The organism is Roseibium polysiphoniae (assembly GCF_014842925.1).
Lineage (GTDB): Bacteria > Pseudomonadota > Alphaproteobacteria > Rhizobiales > Stappiaceae > Roseibium > Roseibium polysiphoniae.
On sequence record NZ_JACYXJ010000001.1, the window covers coordinates 360,085 to 386,392 of the forward strand.

29 protein-coding genes are annotated in these 26,308 nt (G+C 58.1%); 16 read left to right on the forward strand and 13 right to left on the reverse strand.

Going from position 1 to position 26,308, the window contains the following annotated elements; translation table 11 throughout:
- Positions 1 to 254: 254 nt before the first annotated feature.
- Positions 255 to 1,163 (forward strand): LysR family transcriptional regulator, encoded by a 909-nt coding sequence (locus IG617_RS01700; protein ID WP_192106748.1) that lies wholly within the window; start codon positions 255 to 257, stop codon positions 1,161 to 1,163.
- On the opposite strand, the gene IG617_RS01705 is transcribed toward IG617_RS01700, so the two are convergent.
- From IG617_RS01705 to IG617_RS01725, 5 genes are all read right to left on the reverse strand, one after another.
- Positions 1,160 to 2,311 carry a trans-sulfuration enzyme family protein gene (locus IG617_RS01705; protein WP_192106750.1) on the reverse strand — a complete coding sequence of 384 codons (1,152 nt, stop codon included), beginning with the start codon at positions 2,309 to 2,311 and terminating at the stop codon, positions 1,160 to 1,162. The genes IG617_RS01700 and IG617_RS01705 overlap by 4 nt on opposite strands.
- Positions 2,312 to 2,371: 60 nt before the next feature.
- A complete protein-coding gene (locus IG617_RS01710; RefSeq protein ID WP_192106752.1) occupies positions 2,372 to 3,202 on the reverse strand; it encodes an ABC transporter permease in 831 nt (276 codons plus the stop codon).
- On the reverse strand, positions 3,199 to 3,912 hold the full coding sequence (locus IG617_RS01715; RefSeq protein WP_192106754.1) for an ABC transporter permease: 714 nt from the start codon (positions 3,910 to 3,912) through the stop codon (positions 3,199 to 3,201). The genes IG617_RS01710 and IG617_RS01715 overlap by 4 nt, the downstream gene beginning before the upstream one ends.
- Before the next feature lie 94 nt (positions 3,913 to 4,006).
- The gene (locus IG617_RS01720; protein WP_192106756.1) at positions 4,007 to 4,783 is read right to left on the reverse strand and encodes an ABC transporter substrate-binding protein; all 777 of its coding nucleotides are present in this window, start codon (positions 4,781 to 4,783) and stop codon (positions 4,007 to 4,009) included.
- A 257-nt stretch (positions 4,784 to 5,040) separates the two neighbouring features.
- The gene (locus tag IG617_RS01725) at positions 5,041 to 5,949 is read right to left on the reverse strand and encodes a LysR family transcriptional regulator (protein ID WP_192106758.1); all 909 of its coding nucleotides are present in this window, start codon (positions 5,947 to 5,949) and stop codon (positions 5,041 to 5,043) included.
- Between the two features lie 142 nt (positions 5,950 to 6,091).
- Here IG617_RS01725 and IG617_RS01730 point away from each other — a divergent pair, with 142 nt between their 5' ends.
- Positions 6,092 to 7,090 (forward strand): MBL fold metallo-hydrolase, encoded by a 999-nt coding sequence (locus tag IG617_RS01730; protein ID WP_192106760.1) that lies wholly within the window; start codon positions 6,092 to 6,094, stop codon positions 7,088 to 7,090.
- A 59-nt stretch (positions 7,091 to 7,149) separates the two neighbouring features.
- Here IG617_RS01730 and IG617_RS01735 read toward each other — a convergent pair whose 3' ends face one another.
- A complete protein-coding gene (locus tag IG617_RS01735) occupies positions 7,150 to 7,566 on the reverse strand; it encodes a hypothetical protein (RefSeq protein WP_192106763.1) in 417 nt (138 codons plus the stop codon).
- A gap of 202 nt (positions 7,567 to 7,768) precedes the next feature.
- Here IG617_RS01735 and IG617_RS01740 point away from each other — a divergent pair, with 202 nt between their 5' ends.
- The gene (locus tag IG617_RS01740; protein WP_192106765.1) at positions 7,769 to 8,416 is read left to right on the forward strand and encodes a glutathione S-transferase family protein; all 648 of its coding nucleotides are present in this window, start codon (positions 7,769 to 7,771) and stop codon (positions 8,414 to 8,416) included.
- Positions 8,417 to 8,427: 11 nt separating this feature from the next.
- On the opposite strand, the gene IG617_RS01745 is transcribed toward IG617_RS01740, so the two are convergent.
- From IG617_RS01745 to IG617_RS01775, 7 genes are all read right to left on the reverse strand, one after another.
- A complete protein-coding gene (locus IG617_RS01745; RefSeq protein ID WP_192106767.1) occupies positions 8,428 to 9,690 on the reverse strand; it encodes a molybdopterin molybdotransferase MoeA in 1,263 nt (420 codons plus the stop codon).
- Complete coding sequence (gene mobB, locus IG617_RS01750) at positions 9,683 to 10,204, reverse strand: molybdopterin-guanine dinucleotide biosynthesis protein B (protein ID WP_192106769.1); 522 nt, start codon at positions 10,202 to 10,204, stop codon at positions 9,683 to 9,685. Before mobB ends, IG617_RS01745 begins: the two co-directional genes overlap by 8 nt.
- A complete protein-coding gene (gene mobA, locus IG617_RS01755) occupies positions 10,201 to 10,857 on the reverse strand; it encodes a molybdenum cofactor guanylyltransferase MobA (protein WP_192106771.1) in 657 nt (218 codons plus the stop codon). The genes mobB and mobA overlap by 4 nt, the downstream gene beginning before the upstream one ends.
- Before the next feature lie 53 nt (positions 10,858 to 10,910).
- The gene (gene fdhD, locus IG617_RS01760; RefSeq protein WP_192106773.1) at positions 10,911 to 11,789 is read right to left on the reverse strand and encodes a formate dehydrogenase accessory sulfurtransferase FdhD; all 879 of its coding nucleotides are present in this window, start codon (positions 11,787 to 11,789) and stop codon (positions 10,911 to 10,913) included.
- Positions 11,790 to 11,893: 104 nt separating this feature from the next.
- Positions 11,894 to 12,355: a BLUF domain-containing protein gene (locus tag IG617_RS01765; RefSeq protein ID WP_192106775.1), complete on the reverse strand. Its 462-nt coding sequence runs from the start codon at positions 12,353 to 12,355 to the stop codon at positions 11,894 to 11,896.
- A gap of 217 nt (positions 12,356 to 12,572) precedes the next feature.
- A complete protein-coding gene (locus tag IG617_RS01770) occupies positions 12,573 to 13,169 on the reverse strand; it encodes a GNAT family N-acetyltransferase (protein WP_192106777.1) in 597 nt (198 codons plus the stop codon).
- A gap of 42 nt (positions 13,170 to 13,211) precedes the next feature.
- Positions 13,212 to 13,889 (reverse strand): SDR family oxidoreductase, encoded by a 678-nt coding sequence (locus tag IG617_RS01775; RefSeq protein WP_192106779.1) that lies wholly within the window; start codon positions 13,887 to 13,889, stop codon positions 13,212 to 13,214.
- A gap of 261 nt (positions 13,890 to 14,150) precedes the next feature.
- Here IG617_RS01775 and apbC point away from each other — a divergent pair, with 261 nt between their 5' ends.
- From apbC to IG617_RS01840, 13 genes are all read left to right on the forward strand, one after another.
- Positions 14,151 to 15,341 (forward strand): iron-sulfur cluster carrier protein ApbC, encoded by a 1,191-nt coding sequence (gene apbC, locus IG617_RS01780; protein ID WP_192106780.1) that lies wholly within the window; start codon positions 14,151 to 14,153, stop codon positions 15,339 to 15,341.
- Positions 15,342 to 15,917: 576 nt separating this feature from the next.
- Entirely contained in the window at positions 15,918 to 16,526 is a 609-nt protein-coding gene (locus IG617_RS01785) for a TorD/DmsD family molecular chaperone (protein WP_192106782.1), read from the forward strand.
- Positions 16,527 to 16,624: 98 nt separating this feature from the next.
- Entirely contained in the window at positions 16,625 to 16,816 is a 192-nt protein-coding gene (locus IG617_RS01790; protein ID WP_192106784.1) for a twin-arginine translocation signal domain-containing protein, read from the forward strand.
- Positions 16,817 to 16,909: 93 nt separating this feature from the next.
- The gene (locus IG617_RS01795; RefSeq protein ID WP_192106786.1) at positions 16,910 to 19,807 is read left to right on the forward strand and encodes a formate dehydrogenase subunit alpha; all 2,898 of its coding nucleotides are present in this window, start codon (positions 16,910 to 16,912) and stop codon (positions 19,805 to 19,807) included.
- 14 nt (positions 19,808 to 19,821) lie between these two features.
- A complete protein-coding gene (gene fdh3B / locus IG617_RS01800; protein WP_153769653.1) occupies positions 19,822 to 20,421 on the forward strand; it encodes a formate dehydrogenase FDH3 subunit beta in 600 nt (199 codons plus the stop codon).
- 94 nt (positions 20,422 to 20,515) lie between these two features.
- On the forward strand, positions 20,516 to 20,722 hold the full coding sequence (locus tag IG617_RS01805; protein WP_192106788.1) for a hypothetical protein: 207 nt from the start codon (positions 20,516 to 20,518) through the stop codon (positions 20,720 to 20,722).
- Between the two features lie 154 nt (positions 20,723 to 20,876).
- A complete protein-coding gene (locus IG617_RS01810) occupies positions 20,877 to 22,004 on the forward strand; it encodes a formate dehydrogenase subunit gamma (RefSeq protein ID WP_254170401.1) in 1,128 nt (375 codons plus the stop codon).
- A 9-nt stretch (positions 22,005 to 22,013) separates the two neighbouring features.
- Complete coding sequence (locus tag IG617_RS01815) at positions 22,014 to 23,402, forward strand: c-type cytochrome (RefSeq protein WP_209008203.1); 1,389 nt, start codon at positions 22,014 to 22,016, stop codon at positions 23,400 to 23,402.
- On the forward strand, positions 23,399 to 23,569 hold the full coding sequence (locus IG617_RS01820; protein WP_192106790.1) for a hypothetical protein: 171 nt from the start codon (positions 23,399 to 23,401) through the stop codon (positions 23,567 to 23,569). Before IG617_RS01815 ends, IG617_RS01820 begins: the two co-directional genes overlap by 4 nt.
- Before the next feature lie 158 nt (positions 23,570 to 23,727).
- Entirely contained in the window at positions 23,728 to 23,919 is a 192-nt protein-coding gene (locus tag IG617_RS01825) for a DUF6494 family protein (RefSeq protein WP_153769650.1), read from the forward strand.
- Positions 23,920 to 23,950: 31 nt separating this feature from the next.
- On the forward strand, positions 23,951 to 24,736 hold the full coding sequence (locus tag IG617_RS01830) for a biotin/lipoate--protein ligase family protein (protein ID WP_192106792.1): 786 nt from the start codon (positions 23,951 to 23,953) through the stop codon (positions 24,734 to 24,736).
- A gap of 23 nt (positions 24,737 to 24,759) precedes the next feature.
- A complete protein-coding gene (locus tag IG617_RS01835; protein WP_192106794.1) occupies positions 24,760 to 25,254 on the forward strand; it encodes a DUF6505 family protein in 495 nt (164 codons plus the stop codon).
- Complete coding sequence (locus IG617_RS01840; RefSeq protein ID WP_192106796.1) at positions 25,254 to 26,267, forward strand: DUF6352 family protein; 1,014 nt, start codon at positions 25,254 to 25,256, stop codon at positions 26,265 to 26,267. Before IG617_RS01835 ends, IG617_RS01840 begins: the two co-directional genes overlap by 1 nt.
- Positions 26,268 to 26,308 lie beyond the last annotated feature (41 nt).

The following is a 26,308-nucleotide window of genomic DNA, read 5'->3' on the forward strand; positions in this document are numbered from 1 at the left end:
TGATCAGATCCAGAACCGTGGGCGATACCGCTTGATGAGCTTAATGGACGGCGTCTGCGTCTTTTTTGCAAGCCCATCAGTCAAGGTGCTGGTGGGACGTGTGAATGGGGTGAACCGGCTCGCGGTCAGCAGGGATGATGCATATATGTTTAGCATGACTTACATTCCTCCAGTGCTTCGATGCTTGAAATATCGCGCTTCTGCTGTTTTGATGCGAGTCAGCAAAAATTTTGAAATGTAAGTTGGATTTACATATGGATTGGCGGCGACTGCCTTCACTGAGCGCCTTGAGAGCGTTTTCTGCTGTGGCAGAGAAAAAGAGCTTTTCCTCAGCAGGACGTGAACTCAATGTCACCCATGCCGCCGTCAGCCAGCAGGTTCGCGGCTTGGAAGGGCAACTTGGAACGCAGCTGGTCGTGCGGGAGGGGCGGGGACTTGGCCTGACATCGGATGGCGAACATCTGGCGGCGGGGCTGCGTGATGCGTTTGCGGGGATTTACGAAACGGTCGAGGACTTGCGGCGCAACGATGAGGAACGGCCGCTCAACATCACCATGACGCCGTCCTTTGCGGTGAGTTGGTTGATGCCGCGTATCTCTGACTTCCGGCAGGAAAACCCGCACGTCGAACTCATGCTCAATCCGACGGCCGACGTGGTTGAGTTCGCTCCCGGCGGTGTTGACCTCGCAATCCGCTTTGGCAACGGCGATTGGCCCGGGCTGGAGGCCCAACAGCTGCTGGCTTCAAACTACGTCGTGGTTGGCGCGCACAAGCTCTTGGGCGACCGCGAACTCACCGATCCATCGGATATCCAGGACTTCCCCTGGCTGCAGGAATTGGGCACCAACGAATTGTCGATCTGGCTCGAGGGACAAGGAGTGGTTCCGCGTGCAAAGCTGAACATCACCCATTTGCCCGGCTACATGGTTCTGGATGGCTTGCGCCGAGGAGATGGTATCTCCGCGACCGCAAGGGTGTTCGTCGAGAACGACATTCAGGCCGGCACCTTGCGCGTGTTGTTCGAGGACATGAAGCCCCAGACATCGGGCTATTACCTTGTCAGGAAGCCTGGGGTTCCCCGCCCGCCACTCAAGGCCTTTATCACCTGGATCAGGCAGCGCGCGCGCGAAGCCGAGGCTTGCTGCGCGGCTTCAACGGCCTAGACCGTGTTGAGAGCTTGCTCCAGGTCGCCGATCAGGTCGTCGATGTGTTCGATCCCGATCGAAAGCCGCAGCAGTGTGTCGGGGATGCCTGAGTCAGGCCCCTCGATGGTTTCGCGGTGCTCCACTAGACTTTCAACGCCGCCAAGAGAGGTTGCTCGTTGAAACAGGTTTAAGGCAGCCGTTACCTTGAGCGCATCTTCGCGCGATCCCTTCATGATCAAAGACATGAGGGAACCATAGCCGCCACTCATCTGGTTGCTGGCAAGCTCATGAGCCTTGTGTGTTTCAAGGCCCGGATAAAGCACCTCGGCGATCTTCGGATGGGCAGCGAAATGTTTGGCCAGAGCCTGGGCGTTGGCGTTCATTCGCTCAACCCGGAGTGACAGAGTGCGCAGGCCGCGAAGAAGCAGCCAAGTCTCAAAAGATCCCATCACCGCGCCGGCATCGTGGCGTTCTGCGCAGATAAATTGCCATGCCTCGGTATCCGCCGAAGCGGTGGAGACCACCCCGCCTAGTACGTCCGAATGGCCGTTCAGCGCCTTGGTTGCTGAGTGCACCACAAGATCAGCACCCTTGGACAGGGGCTTCATGATCAGCGGCGTTGCAGCGGTCGCATCGACGCAGACGGTGGAACCGGTCAATTCGGCGAGCTTAGCAACGGCAGCAATGTCCACCACGGCCAGGAAAGGGTTGCTCGGAACTTCAAGGAAAATCAGGTTAGGCTGTGCCGTTTCGATTGTGTCCTTCAGAACAGACAGGTCGGACGCATCCACTTCGATCAGGGCAATGTTCGTCCGCTCGCAATTCTTGCGGAAGAAGAGTGTAGTGCCCCAGTAAATGTCGGACTGGAGCAGGATGGTTCCGCCAGGCTTGACCGTGCGCATGATCGCCGCAATGGCCGCCATGCCCGAGGCAAACAGCCGACTGTCCGCGGCGCCTTCAAGGTGAGCGATCAAGCCTTCTGTCTTGCGGAACAGGTCATTGTCGTCCCGGCTGTAGAGATGATTGCCGCTGACCAGATCATAATTCTCGTCCCGCACGAAGGTCGTGGCCGTCTGGATGGGAGGGACGACAGCTCCTGTTGCCGCATCGAAGCCTCCGCCACCGTGCGCGAGCAGGCTGTCCGTATGAAGATCGGTTTTCACCATGGCCGGGATCCTTGAAGGGCAAAGAGGTGGAGAGAAAAATAGAAGACCTGAGAAACGTTGTCAGCGTTTCAGGTGCCGGGTCAGTTTGGCTTCCAGACGATCCCAGATGCGCCTCAGGGTTTCTACCGCGATCAGGTAAAAGACCGCAGCCCAGATATAGGCCTGAAAGTCATAGGATCGCGAAAAGGCACGCCGGGTTTCACCCATCAGGTCGTAGATGGTGACGATGGAAGCGATGGCCGAACCCTTGATCATCAGGATGATCTCATTTCCATAGGGCCGGAGCGCAACCATAAGGGCTTGCGGCAGGATGATCTTGAAGAAAATCACCGGTTGCGTCAGACCAAGGGCGCGGCCACCTTCCCACTGTCCCTTGGATACATTCTCGACGGCCCCCCGCAGAATTTCGGCCTGATAGGCGGACGTGTTGAGCGTGAAGGCGAAAATGATGCAGTACCAGGCGTCGCGGAAGAACCACCACAGGTCAACGTCTGTCAGCTCTGCCCTGAATGACCCGGCGCCGTAATAAATCAGAAATGTCTGGGCGAGCAGCGGGGTGCCGCGGAAGAAATAGACGTAGCCGTAGGCAGGCCAGCGAAGCAGCGCCACCTTGGATGCACGGGCCAGTGCGATCGGCACCGAGAGAGCTGCGCCAAGTCCAAGCGAAACAAAGACGATCTGAAGCGTGACGACGAAGCCTTCGAGATATTTGCCCCAGTACTTTTGCACGAAGGGGCTAAAGATATTCGAAGCCAGATAATAGACGAGACATGCGCCTGCGATGATCCACATCGCCATCAGAACATGCCCGGCAATGCGCGTTGCGCTCCAGGCGCGTGCGGGCCGGGCTGGCGCTGGGCGAGGAGTTATGGACTGCACAAGGGAGCTCATCGAGCGGCCTCACCTCGTTTGGACCAACGCTCGATGCGAACCAGCCCGAAAGATGAAATCATCGCCAGCAGGAGATAGATCAGGCAGGCGATTCCGAAAAAGAGAAAGGGTTCCTTGGTGACTCTCGCCGCAATGCCCGCCTGGCGTACCAGATCCGCCAGGCCGATCACGGACACGAGGGCCGTCTCTTTCAGCAGGATCAGCCAGAGGTTTCCGAGCGCCGGCAGGGCGAGCCGGATGAGCTGTGGCAGGACAATGAGCCACATTGTGCGGCCACGCGAGAGACCAAGCGCATAGCCGCCTTCATATTGGCCCTGGGGTATCCCTCGAAAGGCAGACAGAAAGGCTTCGGACGCATAGGAGGAAAAGACCAGAGCAAGAGCGACCATGCCCGCCACAAACGAATTGACCTCGATATAGAGGTCAAATCCGGCGAACTTCACCAGCTGCTGAATGCCGATCTGAACGCCGTAATAGACGAGGAAGAGCGTAAGGAGTTCAGGCAGGCCGCGAAAGATGGTGGTGTAGATGTTTGCCGCCATCCGCATCGACGGATCGTCGGCCTTTTTCGCAAGCGCCAGAAAAAAGCCGAGGCAGAGACCGAAGGGCAGCGTTGCCAGCGCCAGCGTGATCGTAATGAACACGCCCTGGGCGATTTCATCACCCCAACCGGCGTCGCCAAAGGATATGAGCGTCAAAGCCTCGTTCATGCGCCTGGCGATGCCTCTCCGGATGTTGTTTCAGCGAGATGATGGGCACGGCAGGCGGATGCTGCCGCGCCCAAGATCAATCCCGAGACCGGTGTTAACCGCCGTAGACGTCGAAATCAAAGTGCTTGTCGTTGATTTCCTTGTATTTGCCGCTGGCAATGATGCCTTCGATGGCCGTGTTGAACTTGGCCTTCAGGTCGCCGTCTTCCTTGCGGATCGCGATGCCAGCGCCAATGCCGTTGATTTCCGGATCCGGCGTCAGGGCTCCGAGAAGCTTGCAGCAGGCACCGTCATCGCTCTTGAGCCAGTCCGAGAGAACAACAACATCATCGATCACGGCGTCGATGCGGCCGCTGGCGACGTCTAGCTTGTACTCATCCGGGGTCGGATAGAGTTTGAGATCGGCGGAAGGGAACTTTTCTTCCGCATAGTTGGAATGCGTTGTCGAAGACTGAGCGCCCAGAAGCGCGCCCTTCAACGCTTCGTCGGTGGTGCCGGTCAGCGCGCTGTCTTTGGGGACCGCGATCGCAGGGCCAGTGTTGTAGTATTTGTTGGTGAAGTCGACCTTCTGCAGGCGCTCTTCGGTGATCGACATGGAGGCGATCACTGCATCGAACTTGCCGGCCTGAAGCGCCGGGATCATGCCATCCCAATCCTGCACGACGAATTCGCATTCGACCTTCATTTCCTCGCAAAGTGCGTCGGCAATGTCGATGTCGAAGCCGACCAGCTTGCCGTCGGCGGTAAGCGAGTTGAAGGGAGGATAGGCGCCTTCTGTTCCAATACGGACCTTGGACCAGTCTTTCGCTTCCGCACTGCCGACCGCGGCCAAAACGAGAGCGGTTGCCGCTGCCAAATGCTTAATACGCATGTAAAAATCCCCTGATAACTGTTGAGGGCTGATGTGGCTTCACAACGCCATTCTTTACCCGACACCCCTATTCCATACACTTCCGCCCAAAATTCAAGCGTGCCTACAAAAAAACCGTGAGTTAAGGCTCTGTTTTCGTGTGCTGATTGCGCATCCTAGCGGAAACTCGCGGGCACTTTTGTGGACAACTCGCATTTCCGAAATGCGTGCGAGTAAGATCTTGCATCTAAAAAGCTTTTTATGGGGCAGTGGTTCGCTCAGCGGTTTTTGACCGCTCCCTGCTCGATGAAGAAGCCGGAAATCTCCTCAACGAAATGACGGACTTTCAACGGAATGTAGCGGTTCGAGGGGTAGACCGCGTGAACAGGCTGAGGCGCATAGCTCCATTCGGGCAGGACATACTCGAGCTGGCCCTCCTTCACGAGTGGGTCCAGCAACCAATTTTGGGCCAGACCGATCCCGAGACCTGCAAGCGCCGCGCGACGGAGCAGGGAGGAATTGTTGGCGCGCAGTGTCGGTGTGATACGAACGGTTCGCCGTTCACCCTCAGTACTGGTCAAGGGCACGTCATGCCCTGTCTGGAGCTGTGAGTAGAGCAGGTAGCGATGGCGCACCAGATCTTCAGGCACTTGGGGCCTGCCATGGGTGTCCAGGTATTCAGGAGAGGCCGCAAGGCCGCGCTCGGCCAGCCCGAGCTTCTTCACGATCAGCCGATCGTCGCGGATATCTCCGAGCCGAATGGCGACATCCAGCCCCTCGTGGATCAGGTCCTGAAAATTGTCCGAAAGCGAGAGATTCAGGCATAGCTTCGGATTTCGCTTCTGAAAGCCGATGAAGAAGTCTGCCAGCAGACCTTCGCTGAAACCCGGCGCCGCACCGATCGACAGGCAGCCGGTCATCTCATCATCGAAACGACGGACCGACTGATCGGCCTCGGCCAGTCGCTCAAGAATATCTCTCGCATGAATGTAGTACCGCTCACCGGCTTCCGTGGTCGCCAAACGCCGGGTCGTCCGGTTCAGCAGACGTGCGCCGAGTTGCCGCTCGAGTGCGCGCACCTGCTGGCTGACTGCGGGCTGCGAGATGCCGAGCGAGTTGGCGGCAGCGGAAAAGCTGCCCAGATCAACGGCGGCGACGAAACTGGAGAGAGTGGAGATCTTGTCCATCGTTTATATATAAGCAGCGCGAATAAGAAATATAAGGAATGGCCCGCTTCAAAATCAAAAGAAATAGATCATCTCTCAGCCGTGGCAATTCAGGCAATGCGTTGGTTGCGTTGCGGTCACACATGGCAGTGAGGTATTTGAAATGTCGGAAGCAAGCACAAGATTGGATCGCCGCGGTTTTTTGACTGGCGCATCGACGTTGGCAGCAGGCTCTGCGCTGGTCGCCGCCGGAGGCCTTTCCGTTTCCTCTGCAAGTGCAAGCGCGCCGCTGGCAGGTCAGCCAATGGCCGGCGCAATTCGCCGAAAGGTCGGGTCCTTTGAAGTAACGGCCTTGTTGGACGGATACCTGGATATCGGTTCAGAGCAGGTCCTCGGGCACGATGAAGACATCGCCGCAAACCTGCGCAAGGAAGCTTTTGTGGAAGGTTCGGGCTACCGCCTGCCGATCAACGCGTTCCTTCTGAACACCGGTGACAAGCTGGTTCTCGTTGACGCGGGCACCTCCGACCAGATGGGGCCAACACTCGGAAAGCTCGGCGGTGCCATGGCGGCGGCCGGTGTTACTCCGGAGCAGATCGATGCGGTGCTGATTACTCATATGCATCCTGATCATCTCTTCGGGGTTTTGAAGCCGGACGGCAGCAAGGCCTTTGAAAATGCAGAGCTGTTGCTGCCTGAAACCGATTACCGCTTTTGGTTTGATGACGCGGCCCTGAATGCGGCGCCAGACGCCTTCAAGCCGTTCTTCCTTGGAGCACGCAAGTCCGCAGATGCCTACGCCGCCAACCAGACACTCTTTGGTAGCGACAAGGAGCTGCTTCCCGGCGTGACATCAGTGGATCTTGCGGGGCACACGCCGGGTCATGTGGGGTTCCGTGTCGACGGTGGCGATGATGGTTTGTTTATCATTGCCGACGCGGTTCACGTCAGTAGCTTGCAATTCGCCCAGCCCGACTGGGGGATCGCGTTCGATACCGATCCTGCGCAGGCGGCAAAGACCCGCCGCAAGGTTCTGGATGAGGTTTCCAGCGACGGTCACCTTGTCGCCGGGTCTCATCTGCCATTCCCTGGCTTCGGCCACGTGGCGCGTTCCGGAGATGGCTATCGGTTCGCACCGGCTGACTGGCAGTACAGCAACTAGGATATAAGGGCTCCGGCGTGGCTTATGTTCAGCTATGCCGGAGCCTTTGTTTCCATGTCTCAGCCTTGTTGCGCTGCGCTTCGTGGCGCGCGTGCTTTTTCCTCGGTTGTTTCGGCGAGGCCGAGCACAGCATGCAAGGACAGCACAGGACGGCTGAGCGTATCGCCGATTGCGTTGTTTTCCGTCGCATTGCTCAAGACCGGATGCTTGCTGATCTCCGCGATCTTTTCCTCATGGATGGCGCGCTCGGACGGCGAAAGGTTCGACAGACCACTTTCGTCGAGGCCATGGTGACTGAGATAGCGGTGCCGGATTCGCTGATCCTCTGGCAACTCGGTCCACTCCAGATAGCGTTGCATCATGGTCTGGCGCACATCCTCAAAATTGAACGCGGCGGTGTCGGCATCTGCGTCCGAAGATGTTTGCTTCGATTGGGGTAATGTAACGGCGGACGAAATCGGCCCGGTAGAAGTCATTGCAAATCCTGCCTCTTAAACACGCATTCAGCTTTGAGCTGAGAGTCAAGCAAGGCGGATGCCAATGTTACCGATCGAAAATACTCATTGAAAACATGATTTTATTGAATTGGACGCTCTTCGTTGCTCGTCTTAGATAGGCAAAAGCGGTCCATCGGAAAGGTTTTGCCGGTTGGCTTGTCTGCCCATAAGGAGAAGCCTGATGCCTGATCTTGAGCTGTTTATCGGAAACAAGAACTATTCGTCCTGGTCGTTCCGGCCCTGGCTGGCCCTCAGGCAAAACGACATCCCGTTTCGCGAAACACTTGTCCCGTTTGAATTCGACAACGGCAATCCGGCCTTCAAGACCTTTTCGCCGACGGTGAAGGTGCCGGTGCTCAAGGATGGAGACCTGACGGTCTGGGAGTCTCTGGCGATCATCGAATACATAGCCGAGATTTATCCCTGTGCCGGCCTCCTGCCTGCGGACAGATCTGCGAGGGCCCGTGTCCGCGCAGCTTCGGCCGAAATGCACTCCAGCTTTTCGGCTATGCGCTCCGCATTCCCGATGAACTTTCACCGGCCGGCCGGGGCGCTTGCGGTCAGCGCATCGGTCCAAAAGGACATCGACCGCGTTGTTGGTCTTTGGAGCGACTGCCTCGAAACCTCAGGCGGCCCGTTTCTCTTCGGCGGCTTCACCATGGCCGACGCGATGTACGCGCCTGTCGTGAGCCGTTTTGCAACCTATGAGGCGACGAGCGACCCGGTTGCGACAGCCTATCTGGAGAAGATGAGAACACTGCCGGCCTGGAAGGAATGGGAAAAGGCAGCCCTTGATGAGACCTGGATCATAGAGGCTGAAGAAGTCTAGGTTTTTTGACGTCAGAAGGGCAGGAAGTCAACCAGACTGCCGCGCTCTACCGACGTTGCCTCTTCGGGGACTTCAATCAGCCCGTCGGCTTCGCGCAGGCCTGTGATCAGACCGGAACCATCGCGCTCGAACTTACGTGCGATGGTTCTGCCCGTCTCATCGCTGGCCAGAATACCGCGGTAGAATTCTCGTCTGTCCGTCTTCTTCCGTGGCACGGAGAAATCCGCGGGCACCTGAAAGCGACGGGCTTCCAGAAACGGACCGCCGCCCAAAACGCTTAGCACCGGCCGCGCATAGAGCAGGAAACACACCATCGCCGCGACCGGATTGCCGGGAAGACCCAGGAAGACACAGGACCCGATCTGGCCGAACATCATTGGACGCCCGGGCTTGATGGCGAGTTGCCACATGTGCCGTTTGCCAAGCCGGTCCAGCGTTGTGAGAATATGGTCTTCTTCGCCGCGACTTGCGCCGCCTGTTGTCAGCAGAACGTCGCAGCGCTCACTCGCATTAGACAGCGTTTCTTCGATGAATGCGGCGTCGTCTTTCAGAACGCCAAGATCCTCGATCTCCACCGGCAATGTTTCGGTGAGCGACCGCAGCAGGAAATGGTTGGAATCGTAGACTTCGCCAGCGTCCAGATCCGTGCCCGGTCGCCGGATCTCGTCACCCGTCGACAGCAGCCCGATCTTGAGTTTTTCATAGACCAGCACCTGTGCCTGTCCTGTCGAGGCAATGGCAGCAACGTCCTGGGGTCTGAGAAGGTGTCCGGGGTGGAGCAGCACCGTTCCAGCGACGACATCCTCGCCGGCTTTTCTGCAGTTGGCTCCCGGTTTCAGCCCGGCCGGGACGATGACGAAAGACTGGCCGTCTTGGTCGTGAAGCTCGCAGTCTTCCTGCATGGCGACCGTATCGCAGCCGGGCGGCATGATGGCGCCGGTGAAAATGCGCGCGGCGCCCCAGGGCCCGATCTCGGTTGCGCTCGGATGGCCCGCCGCAATGCGTTGTTCCAGACGGAAGAAGCCGCCCGCCGGATCATGGTCGGTGAAGCGAAAGGCATAACCGTCGACCGCTGAATTGTCCGCCTGTGGCACATCGCGGTTCGCAACGATCTCTTCCGCCAGAATTCGGCCGAATGTCTCTTCGAGTGGAATTCGAGTGGTGCCGGCAACAGGCGACAAGCGTTCACGCAAGATATCGAGGGCTTCGTGATGACGAAGCCTGTCCCGGTCGTGCAGGAAGCAGTCGTCCAGCAGTTTGCCTGTATCAGCCATCTGTCTCTTTCAATTCGCTCACGGCAGCGATGAAGTCGGCAATTGATGAAATGTCATCAAGGTCGAAGACCGGAAGTCTTTGGTCAGAAATAGCGTGATCGCTTGCAATGGCCACAATGGCCGGATCGCTTTCCGACAGCGGTTCGGAATTCTTGCTCTCCCGGCGCCTTGCTTCGATCTTTGGATGGCTTTCCCGTTTGTAGCCCTCGATGATCACCAGGTCGCAGGGCGCCAGACGGTCAAGTATGGCGTCCAGTGGCGGCTCGTCCTCGCTGCGCAACTCATGCATCAGCGCCCAGCGGCGGCCCGATACCAATGCGACCTCGCTCGCCCCTGCCTCGCGGTGCCGATAGCTGTCCGCTCCTTGACGGTCGATGTCGAAGTTGTGGTGGGCGTGTTTGACCGTTGAAACCTTGAAGCCGCGCCGCGTGAATTCTTCCACCAGTCGTACGACAAGCTGCGTCTTGCCGGAGTTTTTCCATCCGGTGACGCCGAAGACACGATTGTTGCTCATGCAGAATTTCTTTCAAGCGCTCTATGTGCGGTGGCGATGTCTTCGGGTCGGTTTGCATTGAAAAACGGATCAAGACCGGTGACCGGATCGTCGGCGAAGTCAACTTCGACGCTGTCGTGACGATCAACCCAAGCCAGCACCTTGCCGCTTTCGCCTGCGGCCAGCCAGTTTGTCAGATCATCAGCTAGCTCGACGGGCCAAAGGCCAAAGACCGGGTGCAGCTTGTGCTTGGATGTCGCAAGCGCGATCACAGGGCGGTCAAACGTCACGGCGGCACAAAGCCTGTTTGCCAGATCCGTCGGAAAGAACGGGGTGTCGCCCGCGACCGATACCACGTGGGTGACCTCAGGCATATGCGTGCGAGCATGGGTCAGTCCCGCCAGAATGCCGGCGAGGGGGCCCGCGTAGTTGCCGATTGTATCGGGGACAACCGGCAGTTCGTATGCGGCAAACCGTTTTGCATCGCCATTGGCGTTCAGAATGATCTTGTCGCACTGAGGCCGCAAACGGTCCAGCACCCGCGCCAGCATTGGCTTTTCGCCAATCTCCAGCAGGGTCTTGTCGCCGCCGCCCATCCGGCGCGACTGGCCGCCCGCAAGCACGCAGGCCAGAACCTTGTTCGGAGAAATCGGATGGGACGGTTGCAATGTCATTGTGTTTTCAAGTTCCATGAGCCTGTGGGCGCTCTATCTGGTGGCGGTCTGCCTCAGCCATCGCTGAAAGCACCCTTGCGGCGCGCGTCGGCGGGTTCGTCGTCAGCGGCTTCCGGCGCCATGTCGAATGTTATGCGGTCCTGGCCCGCGAGGGCGACAAATCGCTTGCCACGTGCGCGCCCGACAAGGGTCAGACCGGCTTTTCTTGCCAGATCAACGCCCCAGGCCGTGAAGCCGGAACGCGAGACGAGAATTGGAATGCCCATCATGACCGTCTTGATCACCATCTCCGAGGTCAACCTGCCCGTGGTGTAGAAGATCTTGTCAGCGGGCGTCACCTGGTTGAGCGTCATCCAGCCAGCGATCTTGTCGACAGCGTTGTGGCGACCGACGTCTTCCATGTAGACAAGGGGTTTGTCGCCCTGGCAGAGCACGCAGCCGTGGATGGCGCCAGCCTCCAGGTAGAGTGAAGGCGTTGTGTTGATGGCCTTGGTCAGGGCGTATAGCCAGGAGGTCCTGAGCTCGGCTGATTGCTTCAGTTCGATGCCTTCAAAACCATCCATGACATCGCCGAAGACCGTGCCCTGCGCACAGCCAGAGGTGCGCACCTTCTTCTTCAGCTTTTCCTCGTAGTTGGTCTCGCGTTCCGTGCGGACCACGACCACTTCAAGATCGTCGTCATAGTCGATGCCGGTGATGACGTCGTCCGCCTGCAGCATGTTCTGGTTCTTCAGATAACCTACGGCGAGCAAATCCGGATGGTCGCCGATGGTCATCATCGTGACGACTTCTTGGGAATTGAGAAAGAGCGTGAGCGCCTTTTCGGTGACAACGCGTGTGGTCACGGGCTGCCCGTCCTGATCGATCCCTTCCACGGATGTGGAAAGGCCTTCGGCTTCAGGCTCCGGGCGCAGAAGGTAGCTGTCGGTCAAGAAACGACTCCGGTGGATTACTCCGCCAGATTATGAGAGCCGTGGAATAGAGCGCAAGGGCTTAACCGGCGTGCGAAGCGTCGCAACCACGATTTGACCCGGCTTCAGCCTGTGGCCGTCGCCCTTTGGTCGCTGGATGGATCCATCAGGTGGGCAATGTTGCTCAACACCACCATCGCTTCCGAGTAGGTGAGGTTGCCGTCTGCGTCGGCGATGGCCTCTCCGATCTCTCCGAAAAGCGCTTCTTCCGAAACAGCGTGTTCCGAAAAGCCCATCCACGATTCAGGGAACCGGCGCATGTCGAGCGCGCCCTGGCTCAGCACCTCGATATTCTTGTGCCGCGTGTCCTTGCTGATACGGGCAAAGGTGGTTTTGACGTCCTTTTCCGAACCTTCGAGGATCTGAAAAAAGTAGTCGTGGGTAAAGAGAAGACAGCCGGTCACGCGTGCCGAGGAATTATGCCGTCGTGCCGCATCCAGGATATTGGCGACCTGGGCGTCCGCGACCGCTCGGTCCTGTGTGTCCGACATCTCGCTCTTGTAGCAAAGATAGAAAAGATCCTGCATCTTGTTACCCTTTCTTGCGATGAGCTTTTGACTGCTGCGAAGTCAAAATTATCTCGAAAGGAAACGCTGTCGCTTGGGAATGAAAATAGTCTGAATCCAATAGTATAATTTGGATTATGCATCTGATTGATTTGGGTTGAACTTTAAAAGTGATTAGATTGCAGGATTTGCGAATAGAAAAAGTGACAATATAGCTGGCGGATAAAGCAGATAAAGATTAGCTGCGTGGTTTTTCCAGCTGCCAGGCGAGGTTTGCTTTCACGGCAAGCCACTCGCTGGCGATGATGGAATAGACGACCGTGTCGCGCAGGGATCCGTCTTCCATCTGTTGGTGGGATCGCAATATGCCGTCGAGCTTTGCGCCAAGGCGTTCGATCGCGGTCCGGCTCTGCCGGTTCAGGAAGTGGGTCCGGAACTCGACCGCGATACAGTCCAGTTCCTCAAATGCGTGCCGCAGCAGGAGTAGCTTGCACTCAGTGTTGAACGGCGAGCGCTGCACGGCCTTGCGATACCATGTCGAGCCGATTTCGACGCGTCGGTTGAGCGCATCGATGTTCATGTAGGTTGTCATGCCGACGGCCTTGCCGCTGGACTTGCCCAAAATGGCGAAAGGCAGCATGGAACCTTCTTTTTGAAGGCCCAGCCTGCGCTCGATCTCCGCCGGAACGGCCTTGGGCGCCGGTACGCTCGTGTACCACAGCTTGTGGACATCCCCGTCAGCGGCTGCGGCGGCAAGATCGTCCGCATGGTCAAGACTCAGCGGAACCAGGCTTACGAAATTGCCTTGGGTGCAAAAGGGATCGGGCCAGCACATTGGGGGAGCCTTTGAAAACGAATCTTGCGTCTGGGATCGAGACTAGAACGGCCGCTCTTCGCCCGTCCACTTGAAGAATGCGCCCGTCTTTGAAATCTTGAGGTCCTCTGCGATCTTCAAAATGCCTTTGGCAACATCTCCCGCATCGTTGTCAGCTTCCGCACCGCCCATATCGGTCTTCACCCAGCCCGGATCGATCAGACAAACGGCAATTTTCTCGGCTTCTAGGTCGGTCGCAAGACCTTGCATGACCTTATTGACCGCAGCTTTCGAGGATCGATAGGCGATCCGGTCGGACTTGGCATAGCCCATCCAGGCCATCTGGCTGGAGACCGTCAGGATCTTGCCGTGTTCCGACTGGCGCAGATGAGGCAAAAACGCCTGGGCGATCGCAAGCGGAGCAAGCGTGTTGATCGCAAGGGTTTGGGCAAAGCCTTCGAAGTCCATGTTCAAAGTGGACTGTCTGTCCGGCCCGATGACGCCTGCATTGTTGATCACAACGTCGAGCGGTGCCCTCAAACCGGCCGCCGCCTTTGCAATTGCCTCCTGGTCGGTCACGTCAAAGACCATCGTTTGCACATCCGGCAGCAAAGAAGACAGCTCTTCAGCCTGCGCCTGTGTTCGAACCGAAACGTGGACCAACCAGCCCTTGTCGACCGCTGCTTTGGCGAGCTCCAGGCCAATTCCGCGATTTGCGCCAGTGATCAGAATGCTTGTCATGGAAAACGCTCTTGCAGATAGAGGTGAGGCCAAAGCGCCGAACGCAAGGCCAGGATATGAGGTCACCAAAGACCTATAGGTTGATGCGACACCATGCAAAGGTGATCTTCCCTGGAATGGTCTTTACGACTGCGAGCGAAGACCAAAGGTGCAGGGCATGTTGTGTCGCCGGTTTCATTGACGCCGGACCAAGCATGACTACGTTAAGCACAACCGCCGGGTGATTTGCCCGGCCTAGGGATGCGAAATCAGGAATTTTCAATGAGCGAAGCGATCAAGGAAGCCGTGCTGGACCGATTGTCCAAGGTCAAGGGACCGGATCTCGAGGGGGATCTGGTGTCACTTGGTCTTGTCTCGGATGTATTTGTGTCAGACGGCCGTGTGGCTTTCTCGATCACTGTGCCGGCCGAACGTGCCCAGCAACTCGAGCCCCTTCGTCAGGCGGCGGAGAAGGTCGTCAAGGAGATCGACGGTGTCGAAGCGGCCATGGTCGCACTGACAGCTGAAAAGGCGGCTGGGAGCTCCGGGTCTGCACCTGCAGCTCCTGTTCGTCCCGCGCCCAGCAAGGCGCAGGTCGGAGATGTTCCCCCGCCCATGCAGGCGAGAGCGAAGAGCCAGGCTCCAGAGCAGACCGGCCAGAAGCCGGGCGTGCCGGGCGTCAAGACGATCATCGCAGTCGCGTCGGGCAAGGGCGGTGTCGGCAAATCGACGACCACGGCCAATCTGGCGCTGGGCCTTCAGGCCAACGGCCTCAAGGTCGGGGTGCTGGATGCCGATATCTACGGTCCGTCCGTTCCGCGTCTGTTTAATGTTACAGGCCGGCCGGAACCCGTTTCTGGCCGGATTCTGAAGCCGCTGGAAGGGTACGGCATCAAGGTCATGTCCATGGGGTTCATGGTCGAAGAAGAGACGCCGATGATCTGGCGCGGCCCGATGGTGATTTCCGCCCTGACCCAGATGCTGCGGGAAGTCGCCTGGGGCGAACTCGACGTTCTTGTCGTCGATATGCCACCCGGCACCGGCGATGCGCAGCTCACCATGGCTCAGCAGGTGCCGCTGGCTGGCGCCGTTATCGTTTCAACGCCTCAGGATCTGGCACTCATTGATGCGCGCAAGGGGCTCAACATGTTCCGCCGGGTTGATGTACCGGTGCTCGGAATTGTCGAGAACATGAGCTACTTCCTCTGCCCGGACTGCGGCGCACGGCACGATATTTTCGGTCACGGCGGTGCCCGGGCCGAAGCGGAAAAACTTGGCGTGCCTTTCCTTGGAGAAGTTCCGCTCGACATGCAGATCCGAGAAACATCGGATGCAGGTACGCCGGTTGTCGTCTCCGACCCCGATGGTGCGCACACGACGGTCTACCGCGCCATCGCATCGCGAGTTATGGAGGAAATCGCTCGCTATGAAGGTGAGGGGGCAAGAATCGCCCCCAATATCGTGATGGAGTAGCGTCCAAGACGGCGGTTTTCGCCAGATGCCGAGCTCGTTACGCTGACCAAATCAGCCTGAAGCCGACCCGTCATGCGGGTCGGTTTTTTTATGAGCTTTGGGTACAGCTTTGATGCTGGTGAAAAGGTCTTTTTCATCGAGTGTCGTTGTGCAATGCAATATAGTTGGCCGATTTGGCGCGATAAAATCATTCCGCGAAACCTTGCCTGACCCATTGTAAAAGTTGCGTAGGGGTACTGATAGCGTGGCGTGATGATTCTTAAGTATCTGATTTATATTTGTAAATGCCGAAGGCCTGCCCCTATTCTGACCGCCTCACGGGAGTGCTCGGCGAGATTCTCTTGTCGTCGAACTGCTTGATTTATCAACGCTGATTCAAATCAGAACACGCTTTCCCGGTTGCTGCAGCGCATCCTGAAATGCCGTTTTAGTGTCTTTTGTTATTTTAATTTCAGAGATGAATCTAAAAGTATTCTAAAAGCATGAATTTGCATTCAATACTGCGATGCAAAAATGATTTCATTTGCGACCGTTGTCATTCGGAGCAATCATCGGCCACTGAGGGAGAAATTTTGGATGTCACAGGTGACGTCGGTTCAAGCCGAGATCGCGTCTGAAGATGCGGATCGTGCAATCCTATATGGTTTCATCGGCCGGATGCTGCAGGCAGCTCCGTCGAACGAGGATCTGCAGGCCATTCGCGGTCTTCAGTCTGACGATACGCCTGTAGGCCAAGCGCTCGCCGGTCTGTCGGCCGCTGCTGAGAGTGCGACCGCCGAAAACCTCTCCCGGGCCTATGAAGATCTTTTTATCGGTCTCGGCCGCGGCGAATTTGTCCCCTACGGATCCTATTATCTCACCGGCTTCTTGCACGAGAAGCCGCTGGCTGACCTTCGCGCCACCATGTCTCGCTATGGCATCGAGCGCTCGGAAGGTGTTTCGGAGCCAGAGGACCACATCGCAGCCCTCATGCAGATGATGGAAGGTCTCATTTCGGGAGATTTCGGCCAGGTGGCGACCCTTGATGAGCAACGGCAGTTTTTCGTTGAACACATCGGATCCTGGGCCGGACATTTCTTCAAGGATCTCAGCGCAACTGATACGGACGCGTTCTACGCAGCTGTCGGGGCGCTCGGACGTGTTTTCATGGCGGTGGAGGCCGACGCTTTCGCCATGACAGAGTAAGTCGGAAAGCGGCGCGTCGCGGCGCCGAGAAGCTGGATGTCGCTGTCCATGGTCTGGAGAGGCTGGATGGCGGAAAATCAGAGAGCTGGAGTGAAACGATGACGGACAAAAAAACGAAGGATACCGCCGATCGGCGCAATTTCCTGAAGCTTGCCGGTCTCGGCACCCTCGCAGGTGGTGCATCAATCGTTGCCGGTGGCGCAGAAGCTGTTGAGGCGGGAACGGACGCAGGTACCGGGTATCGGGAAACCGACCACGTCAAGAAAGTCTACGAAACCGCACGCTTTTAAAGCAATTGGCTCGCTGCTTCAGACGCGATGAAGCGGCAAGCCCGGGACTGGCAGGGTGACCCTTGTGCTGTCCCGTTTGAGGGAGAAACGAGAATGCTCAGGAAAAAGACAAGTGGGGTCGCGCGGCGCGGCCGTTTGTCCTCCGCCTTTGCTGATTTCAGCTCGGCGACAATGGATCGTAGAACCTTTCTGCGGCGCTCAGGCGTAGCGGCTGGCGGTCTTGCTGCTGTGACGGCTGCCTCCGGCGGCATGGTGCAAAAAGCGCAGGCTCAGGCGGCAACGGTTGGCAAGGTCGACATCAAGAAGTCGGTCTGCACCCATTGCTCCGTCGGCTGTACGGTTCTGGCTGAGGTCAAGGACGGTGTTTGGGTCGGCCAGGAACCTGGTTTCGACAGCCCGTTCAACCTCGGCTCCCATTGCGCCAAGGGCGCTTCGGTGCGCGAACACGCTCACGGCGAGCGCCGTCTCAAGTACCCGACCAAACTGGTCGGCGGAAAATGGGAGCGCATCTCCTGGGATCAGGCGATCGAAGAACTTGGCGACAAGATGCTTCAGGTCCGCGATGCCGAGGGTCCGGACAGCGTATACTGGCTCGGTTCTGCAAAGCACAACAACGAGCAGGCCTATCTGATGCGCAAGTTCGCTGCCTTCTTCGGCACGAACAACGTCGACCACCAGGCGCGTATTTGTCACTCCACCACGGTTGCAGGTGTTGCCAACACCTGGGGCTATGGAGCGATGACCAACTCCTACAACGACATCCACAATTCCCGCGCCATCTTCATCATCGGCGGCAACCCGGCCGAAGCACACCCTGTCTCTCTGCTGCATGTGCTGAAGGCAAAGGAAGAAAACAACGCTCCGCTGATCGTCTGCGACCCGCGCTTTACGCGCACCGCGGCACACGCAACGGAATATGTTCGCTTCCGTCCAGGCTCGGACGTTGCGCTGGTTTGGGGCATTCTCTGGCACATTTTCGAAAATGGCTGGGAAGACAAGGAATTCATCCGCCAGCGTGTCTGGGGCATGGATCAGATCAAGGCCGAAGTCGCTAACTGGGATCCTGAAGAAGTCGAACGTGTCACGGGCGTTCCCGGCTCTCAGATGAAACGCGTTGCCAAAACCCTCGCGAACAACCGTCCCGGCACCGTAATCTGGTGCATGGGTGGCACCCAGCACACCAACGGCAACAACAACACCCGCGCCTACTGCGTGTTACAGCTTGCCCTCGGCAACATGGGCAAGGCTGGTGGCGGCACCAACATCTTCCGCGGCCACGACAACGTTCAGGGTGCAACGGATCTTGGCGTTCTCGCCGATACGCTGCCCGGATATTATGGCCTGTCCGATGGCGCATGGGCTCATTGGTCCCGCGTCTGGGATGTTGAGAACGACTACATTCGCGGTCGTTTCAACACCATGAAGGGCGCTGACGGCAAGGATGTCGCCATGATCAACCAGAAGGGCATTCCCGTGTCCCGCTGGATCGATGGTGTCCTCGAGGATGAAGACAAGCTGCAGCAGCCGGCAAACACCAAGGTCATGGTGTTCTGGGGACATGCCCCGAACTCCCAGACCCGTCTTCCGGACATGAAAGTGGCGATGGAAAAGCTCGACACGCTGGTCGTGATCGATCCTTATCCGACCATGTCGGCCGTTCTGTCGGACCGCAAGGATGGCGTTTACCTTCTACCGGCGACGACCCAGTTCGAGACCTACGGCTCGGTCACGGCGTCCAACCGGTCGCTGCAGTGGCGTGAGAAGGTTGTCGAGCCTCTGTTCGAGAGCCTGCCTGACCACACCATCATGTACAAGCTGGCCAAGAAGCTCGGTTTTGCCGACGAGATGTTCAAGAACATCGAAGTCAATGGCGAAGAGCCGCTGATTGAAGACATCACCCGCGAGTTCAACAAGGGCATGTGGACGATCGGCTACACCGGTCAGTCGCCGGAGCGCATGAAGCTCCATATGGCGAACCAGCATACGTTCGACCGCACGACGCTTCGGGCGCTCGGTGGGCCATGCGACGGCGATTTCTACGGAATGCCGTGGCCGTGCTGGGGCACAGCCGAAATGGGCCATCCAGGCTCTGCGAATCTTTATGATCCGTCATTGCCGGTCGCCGAAGGCGGCATGCCGTTCCGCGCGCGCTTCGGCGTTGAACGGGATGGTGACAATCTTCTGGCTGAAGATTCCTGGCCGGTCGATTCCGAGATCCAGGATGGCTATCCCGAGTTCACCATGGCGATGCTCAAGAGCCTTGGCTGGGATGGCGACCTGACGGACGACGAACGCGCGTCCATCGAGGCAGTTGCCGGCGACAAGACCAACTGGAAGACCGACCTTTCGGGCGGCATCCAGCGCGTCGCGATCAAGCATGGCTGTGCGCCTTACGGCAACGCCAAGGCCCGCGCCGTCGTGTGGACCTTCCCGGATCCGGTGCCGGTCCACCGCGAGCCGCTCTACACCAATCGCCGGGATCTTCTCGACAAGTATGCCACCTATGAGGATAAGACCTTCTGGCGTGTCCCCACGGCCTACAAGTCGATCCAGGAGAATGACTTCTCCAAGGACTTCCCGATGATCCTGACCTCCGGCCGTCTGGTCGAATACGAGGGCGGTGGTGACGAGACCCGGTCCAACCCATGGCTTGCTGAACTGCAGCAGGACATGTTCATCGAGATCAACCCTGCTGACGCGAACGACCTCGGTGTTCGTGATGGTGAGATGGTCTGGGTGCACGGTCCTGAAGGCGGCAAGGTCAAGGTCATGGCCATGACCACCCAACGCGTTGGCCGCGGTGTGACCTTCATGCCGTTCCACTTCGGTGGTCACTACCAGGGCGAGGACCAGCGCTCCAAGTATCCGAAGGGCTCCGATCCATATGTCCTCGGTGAAGCAACCAACACTGCTCAGACTTACGGTTACGACAGCGTGACCCAGATGCAGGAAACCAAGGCCACTCTGTGCCGCATTGAGCGCGCAGCCTAAGGGAGGGAAGACTCATGGCACGTATGAAATTCCTCTGTGACGCTGAACGCTGCATCGAGTGCAACGCCTGCGTTACTGCTTGTAAGAACGAGAACGAGGTGCCTTGGGGCATCAATCGCCGCCGTGTTGTAACGATCAACGACGGCAAGCCTGGTGAGCGCTCGATCTCGGTCGCTTGCATGCATTGTTCGGATGCGCCGTGTACGGCCGTCTGTCCGGTGGATTGCTTCTATCAGTCCGACGAGGGCGTGGTGCTGCACTCCAAGGACCTTTGCATCGGCTGCGGCTATTGCTTCTATGCCTGCCCCTTCGGCGCGCCGCAGTATCCGCAGGTCGGGAACTTTGGCTCCCGCGGCAAGATGGACAAGTGCACCTTCTGTGCCGGTGGCCCGGAAGAAGATAACTCGGCTGCCGAGTTCCAGAAATACGGGCGCAACCGTCTGGCCGAGGGCAAGTTGCCGCTTTGTGCGGAAATGTGCTCGACCAAGGCGCTGCTGGCAGGTGACGGTGACGTTGTCTCCGCGATCTACCGCGAGCGCGTGGTCGCTCGTGGCTTTGGCTCCGGCGCCTGGGGCTGGGGCACTGCATATGATCAGAAGGCCGGAAACTTTTAGGTTCCGCTTCTTCTGTGCAATGAAACGAAACAGGGACGGAGGCGGCTCACCAGCTGTCTCCGTTCTTTCGCCATGAAACTGCAGGAAAGCGTAGATGAGCTGTGAATTGACCAGACGGTCTGCAAAACTGGCCTTGGCCATCTCTCTGCTGGGCCTCACCGCCCTGACTGGCTGCCGGGAATCTGAAGAAAACCGTGTGATCACGCTGGAAAAGGGCGTCTATCACGGCCAGCAGGACCATGCACTGACGGAAGAACAACGCCGCGAGCTTCGCGCACGAGGCATGAAGCAGCAATTTTGATCGGCTGCGTGCCGATTGATGATTTCAAAGAAGGTTCGACCGCAGTCGCAGATCCGGCCTTGCAGGGGCAGGCGGCATCCAGCGGGCAAAGGTCGGACCACTGCGTGACAGCAGACATGAATTGACCCAGGAGGATCCTATGGACGGGAACGGGATGACAACAGCGATGCGGACGATCTTGAGCGCATTTGTCTTGCTTTGCCTTCTGCTGACATGTGTTGTCTTGCTGCCGGGTCATTCGCTGGCGCAGTCCCTGAGGCAGGACCCCGTTGATCAACAGAACCCGATCGGCGGCGCTGTTCCGGGCGACACTTTGGGCGTGAACTCCCAGTCCGACTACTGGCGTGCCGTGCGCGAGGGCGTGAACGGCAACGTATCGATCCCGGACAAGAAGGCAGGCACCCTGATCCAGTCCGAGGGCGAGGCCTGGCGCTCACTTCGCAACGGTCCTCTGTCACTCTACGCCAGCTGGGCATTGCTCGGTACGATCGTCATTCTCGGTCTGTTCTACGCCATTCGTGGCCGGATTCGCATCGAAGCTGGGCCATCGGACAAGACAATCACGAGGTTCCGCGAGGTCGAGCGGCTAGGCCATTGGATGCTGGCCGTGTCTTTCGTCATTCTCGGCCTGACCGGGTTGAATATTCTTTATGGTCGCTATGTGTTGAAACCCCTGATCGGGGATGGAGCCTTCGGCTTCATTACCCAGATGGGCAAATATCTGCACAATTATCTCGCCTTCGCCTTCATGGCCGGGCTTGTGATGATCCTGGTCATGTGGGTGAAGCACAATCTGCCGGACCGCACGGATATCAAGTGGCTGCTTCAAGGCGGTGGCATGTTCTCGTCGAAGCTGCATCCGCCAGCCAAAAAGTTCAATGCGGGGCAGAAAATCCTGTTCTGGCTGGTGATCGTCGGGGGCGTATCCCTGTCAATCTCGGGCTGGGCGCTGATGTTCCCGTTCACCACGCACTTCTTTGCCGGCACTTTCGGCAAGATCAACATGATCCTTGGAACCGAGCTGCCGACGGCGCTGACAGTCCTGCAGGAGCAGCAGCTCAACAGCCTTTGGCATTCGATCATGGCGGTCTTCATGATCTGCGTGATCTTCGGTCACATCTACATCGGGTCCATCGGCATGGAACGCGCCTTTGACGCGATGGGATCGGGTGAAGTGGATCTGAACTGGGCCAAGGAACACCATTCTCTCTGGGTCGAAGAAAACCAGGACGATATTCATGACGCCCCCGGCAGCGGATCTGCGCCGCAACCTGCCGAGTAGGACACTCAAATGAACCGGGCGTCATGGCGCATCGCAGCTGGTGTTTTGGCACTGCCGGTCGCCGGGCTTCTGACAGTGACAGGACCCGCTGCGGCGGACTGGCCCGACCGGTTGGTCGGCCACGGCGGTCCCGTGAAATCTGTAGTGCTTGAGCGGGACGGCGATCGTCTGCTGTCGACGTCCTTTGACTACACGGCGTTGCTCTGGCAAGAGCCCGATGCGCATGGCAAGCTTTCCGATCCTCTGCGGCTGACCGGCCACAACGCTGCGGTCAATGACGCCGCGTTCCTTCCTGGCAACAGGGCGGTCACTGTGGCCGACGACAGCGACGTGATCGTCTGGGATCTTGCAACGGGCACCATCCAGCACCGGTTTCCAGGCCGCGGCGAAAAGGTGCTCAGCCTTGCTGTCTCTCCAACCGGGCGCCACGTTGCGATCGCATCCTGGGAGAACGAAGCGCGGATTTACGATCTTGAGGCCACTGAGCCGGGTCTTGTGGCAACGCTTGATGCCCACCGGGGCAACGTGAATGCCGTCGCCTTTTCGACAAGCGGCAAGAAGGTTTTCACCGCGTCCTATGACGGCGGGATCCGTCAATTTGATCTCGCCAGCGGGTCTTTCGAACGGGAACTGGTCAACCTTGGCTGGGGCGTCAATGCGCTCAAGGCCTTGCCCGATGGACGAAGCCTTCTTTTCGGTGTCACCGATGGCAAGGTTGGCGTGCTTGATATCGAGACCGGAGCGGAAACAAAGGTCCTTCCGGCACATAGCCGGCCGGTTCTGTCTCTTGCGATCTCACAAGACGGAAAACGGGCCGCCAGTGGTGGTGGTGATGGAGTCATCCGCGTCTTCGATACCGAAACCTGGGAGCTTCTGGAGGAATTTCAAAATCCCTATGGTCCGGTCTGGGGCCTGGCGTTCACGCACTCTGGACATGCGTTGTTTTACGCAGGCCTCGATGATGAGCTTCATCTCTGGCAAGTCGCGCCGCGCAAGCCCTTCGAGCCGATCGAGGTGGACTTTCCGCGCCGGTTCCAGGTGTCTGATACCGATGATCCTGGCGAACTCCAATTCGCTCGCAAGTGCTCCGTCTGTCATACTCTGACGCCGGACGGGGGAAATCGGGCCGGTCCAACGCTCTATGGCGTCTTTGGGCGCAAGGCCGGCACCTTGCCCGGTTATGCCTATTCGCCGGCCTTGCTGGCCGCCGATTTCATTTGGGACGAGAACACAATCTCTGACCTGTTTGACTACGGTCCGGATGTGATCACGCCAGGATCGAAAATGCCAATCCAGCGCCTTAAATCCGTAGAAGACCGCGATGCGCTGGTGGCCTTCCTGAAACGCGCGACGGATCCAAACCCTCCGTCCAACCCCACGGGAGAAATAGCCCAATGAAGGCATTCGTTTTTGGCGTTTGTGCCATGTCCCTGATCAGCTTAGGAGCCTGGTTCGTTCTAACCAAGCAGCTCGACTATTCGGCCGTCAGCGTCAATACCAGTCACAAGAACGACGCTGTCCGTCTGGACCCGGGTATGGGGCACCGCTCAGGCGCTCATGATTAAGCAGTTATAACAGTGTTTTAAGGCGCGGTTCGGATTCAATCTCGAAGCTGGTTGAATCAGAATGTCAGCGACTTGCAACCCGCGAAGTCTCTGACTGATGTGCTCTCAATATCACGATCAGTTCAGGCGTTCGCCTTCAGTCCATGAAAGACCCATCGATGAACAACGACACATTCAACATGTCCATGCGCAAGTTCCTCAAGCAGGTTGGCGTGACCTCGCAGCAAGCTTTGGAAGACTACGTCCGCAAGGCGGACCTTTCTTCCGGCGCGCTGGACGCAAAGGTCACGCTGACGATTGATGGCGCGGACTTCGTTCATGAGGTGAAGGGCAAGATCGAACTCGACTGATGCGGCTTGCGACGATCCAGAGAACCTATCCATGAACGAGCCGCTGAATTTCAATCCCTCGCTGCCACCCTTGTTGAGTGGCCATCCGGTTTTGCCACCGCTTGATCCTTTCGAAGCAGCCGTATCGGCAGCTGGAAGTGGAGAAGGGGAGGCTGGCGATCTCTTTTGGTCGTGCGCCACGGAGACAATCGCTTTTGCAATCGTGCTCGAACCGGATGTGGAGCGCAGCCGGGTTCAGGAAATGCTCTTCGTGCTGATGGTCTCGGCTGCAGATGCGCTCGGGGCGATCTGTCCGCCGGAGATGGGAATCTCTTGGAATTGGCCCACAGCAATCAACGCCAACCGGGCAAGCCTGGGAATGGCGCGGATGGTTGTTAGCGAAGGCGATGACGAGAACGGTGCGCCCGACTGGATGGTCGTCGGCCTGGAGCTGGGCTTGAAGCCCACGTCGGATGCCGAGCCGGGAGAGGATCTTGCGGCGACGACCCTTTGGGACGAGGGGGGCGTGGACGTTGAAGCCGTTCCAGCTCTTGAATCCCTTGCGCGCCACTTTTTGACATGGGTTCACCGCTGGGAGAGCGACGGCTTCAAGCCAGTGCATGAAGCCTGGCTGTTCCGCTGCGATGGTTACAGAAAGTCCGTGTCGCTTGTTAAGGGCCAAACACCCGTCATCGGCAACTTCATGGGCCTGGACAATCAGGGCAACCTGTTGCTGAAGGTCGGCGACGACGCGCGGGTTTTCGCAGCGGCCGATCACCTTTCGCCAGAAACCTGTGCCTTGCCTGTCGTTGGTCAAGACGACAAGCCCGAAGTCTGACCGGCAACCAGGAGGCCTGAGCCATGCCGCGACTGCTGCGTGCGATCCGTTTCGACGCTTCCGACAGCCATGTTTTTCCGGTGGTGGCCGCTGAAAACGAGTGGGCCATTCCCGGTAGCTTCGTCTTTTCACTCGGTCGCTACGGTGATCCTGCCGAAATCGCTGGAAAGGAAAGGCAAGCTTTCGTCAGTGGCTTCCTTGCGCTTGGTTCTTTCGGGTTCACAACCGTCGTCAGCGTTTCTGAGGCGAGTGAGGAGGATGTCGCCAACTGCGAAAGACTGCTGGCGGGTCATCTTCTGGACCAGTTTGGTGCACCTGGCGAAGAGGCAGCGCTGGCGGCCGCGCGCGAAGAAGTCGCCTTCGGACGGGAGCTTGCCGAAGGTGCGGCGCTCAACACCCTGCTTGCCTTGAAACGTGAAATCGGCGACGACGGTCTTATCAAGGAACGTTTTCATATTGTGACCCCGCCCGGAGAAAAGCCGCATGCGCTGGTCTGGGACGTGGTGGAGGAGCCCTGATGTGGCCATTTTGGAAGTCTGCCGGATATCACCTCGTTGAACGGGAAGGCAACGGCTGGCTGCGTGTCACACCTGACCTGGTGCGAGCCTATCTGACCCGGCCGGAGATCCATCCGGTGGAAGAGTCCTGCGAGGTCGAGCACCGGCTCTTCGAGCAGCTCATGACCGATCCCTTTACCGAGGTGAGCGACAAAGATCTCGCGCCGATGGTCGATCAGGACACGGCGGACAACTATCGCGTTGTTCTGGGATTTCGCGATCACCTGTTGAAACACAAGACCGTTGAGGCGGCGTATGCTGCGCTTTTCAAGGCGCAGACCATTTCCGTGCCGCCGGTCTTCATCGACCAATTGGTTCATCTGATCCTGCGCAACATTTTGCGCAACTGCCAGGATCCCGTTCGCCTGCGCGCCGCTGAGCTCTTCTTTCGCGAGCAGATGGTCAGCCTGAACGAAGGCACCGTCACCATCGCCGACGCGGAGATCGTCGAGATGATGTCTGAAACAGGCGGCCTTGGTGGTTTGGGAGCACTTCTCATGGAAGCAGGAACGCCCATGCGAGAAGTTGCGCTCGATGTGATCGGCGAGGAAAATGGCGAGATCTACTGGGATCGCTCCGACCGGTTTGATACAGCGCTTGACTTTCGCTTTACCCAACCTGGACCGGACGCATTTGCGCGTGTGCTGGAGGACTGGATCCGCCATTTCACCGGTGTGGATGTCCGCATCCAGCCGGTTCAAAAGATCCGCGACGAGCAATGGTCCTGGCACATTGGTCTGGATGCGGACGCCACGGCGATCCTCAACGCGCTCTACAACGAGGAAGGCATTTCCGAGGCGGACAATATGCGCATCCTTTGCCTTTTCAGAATGGACTTCGAGAACCGAACGTACATGCGGTCGGATCTGCGCGGCAAACCGGTCTGGCTTGGTCTCGCCATGAGCCGTGACAACAAGATTCGGATGAAGCCACAAAACCTTCTGGTGAACCTGCCGTTGGCGTCCGGAAGCTAGGTGCTTTCGATAAAAACCGGCATTGCGCGGTCGATCACCAA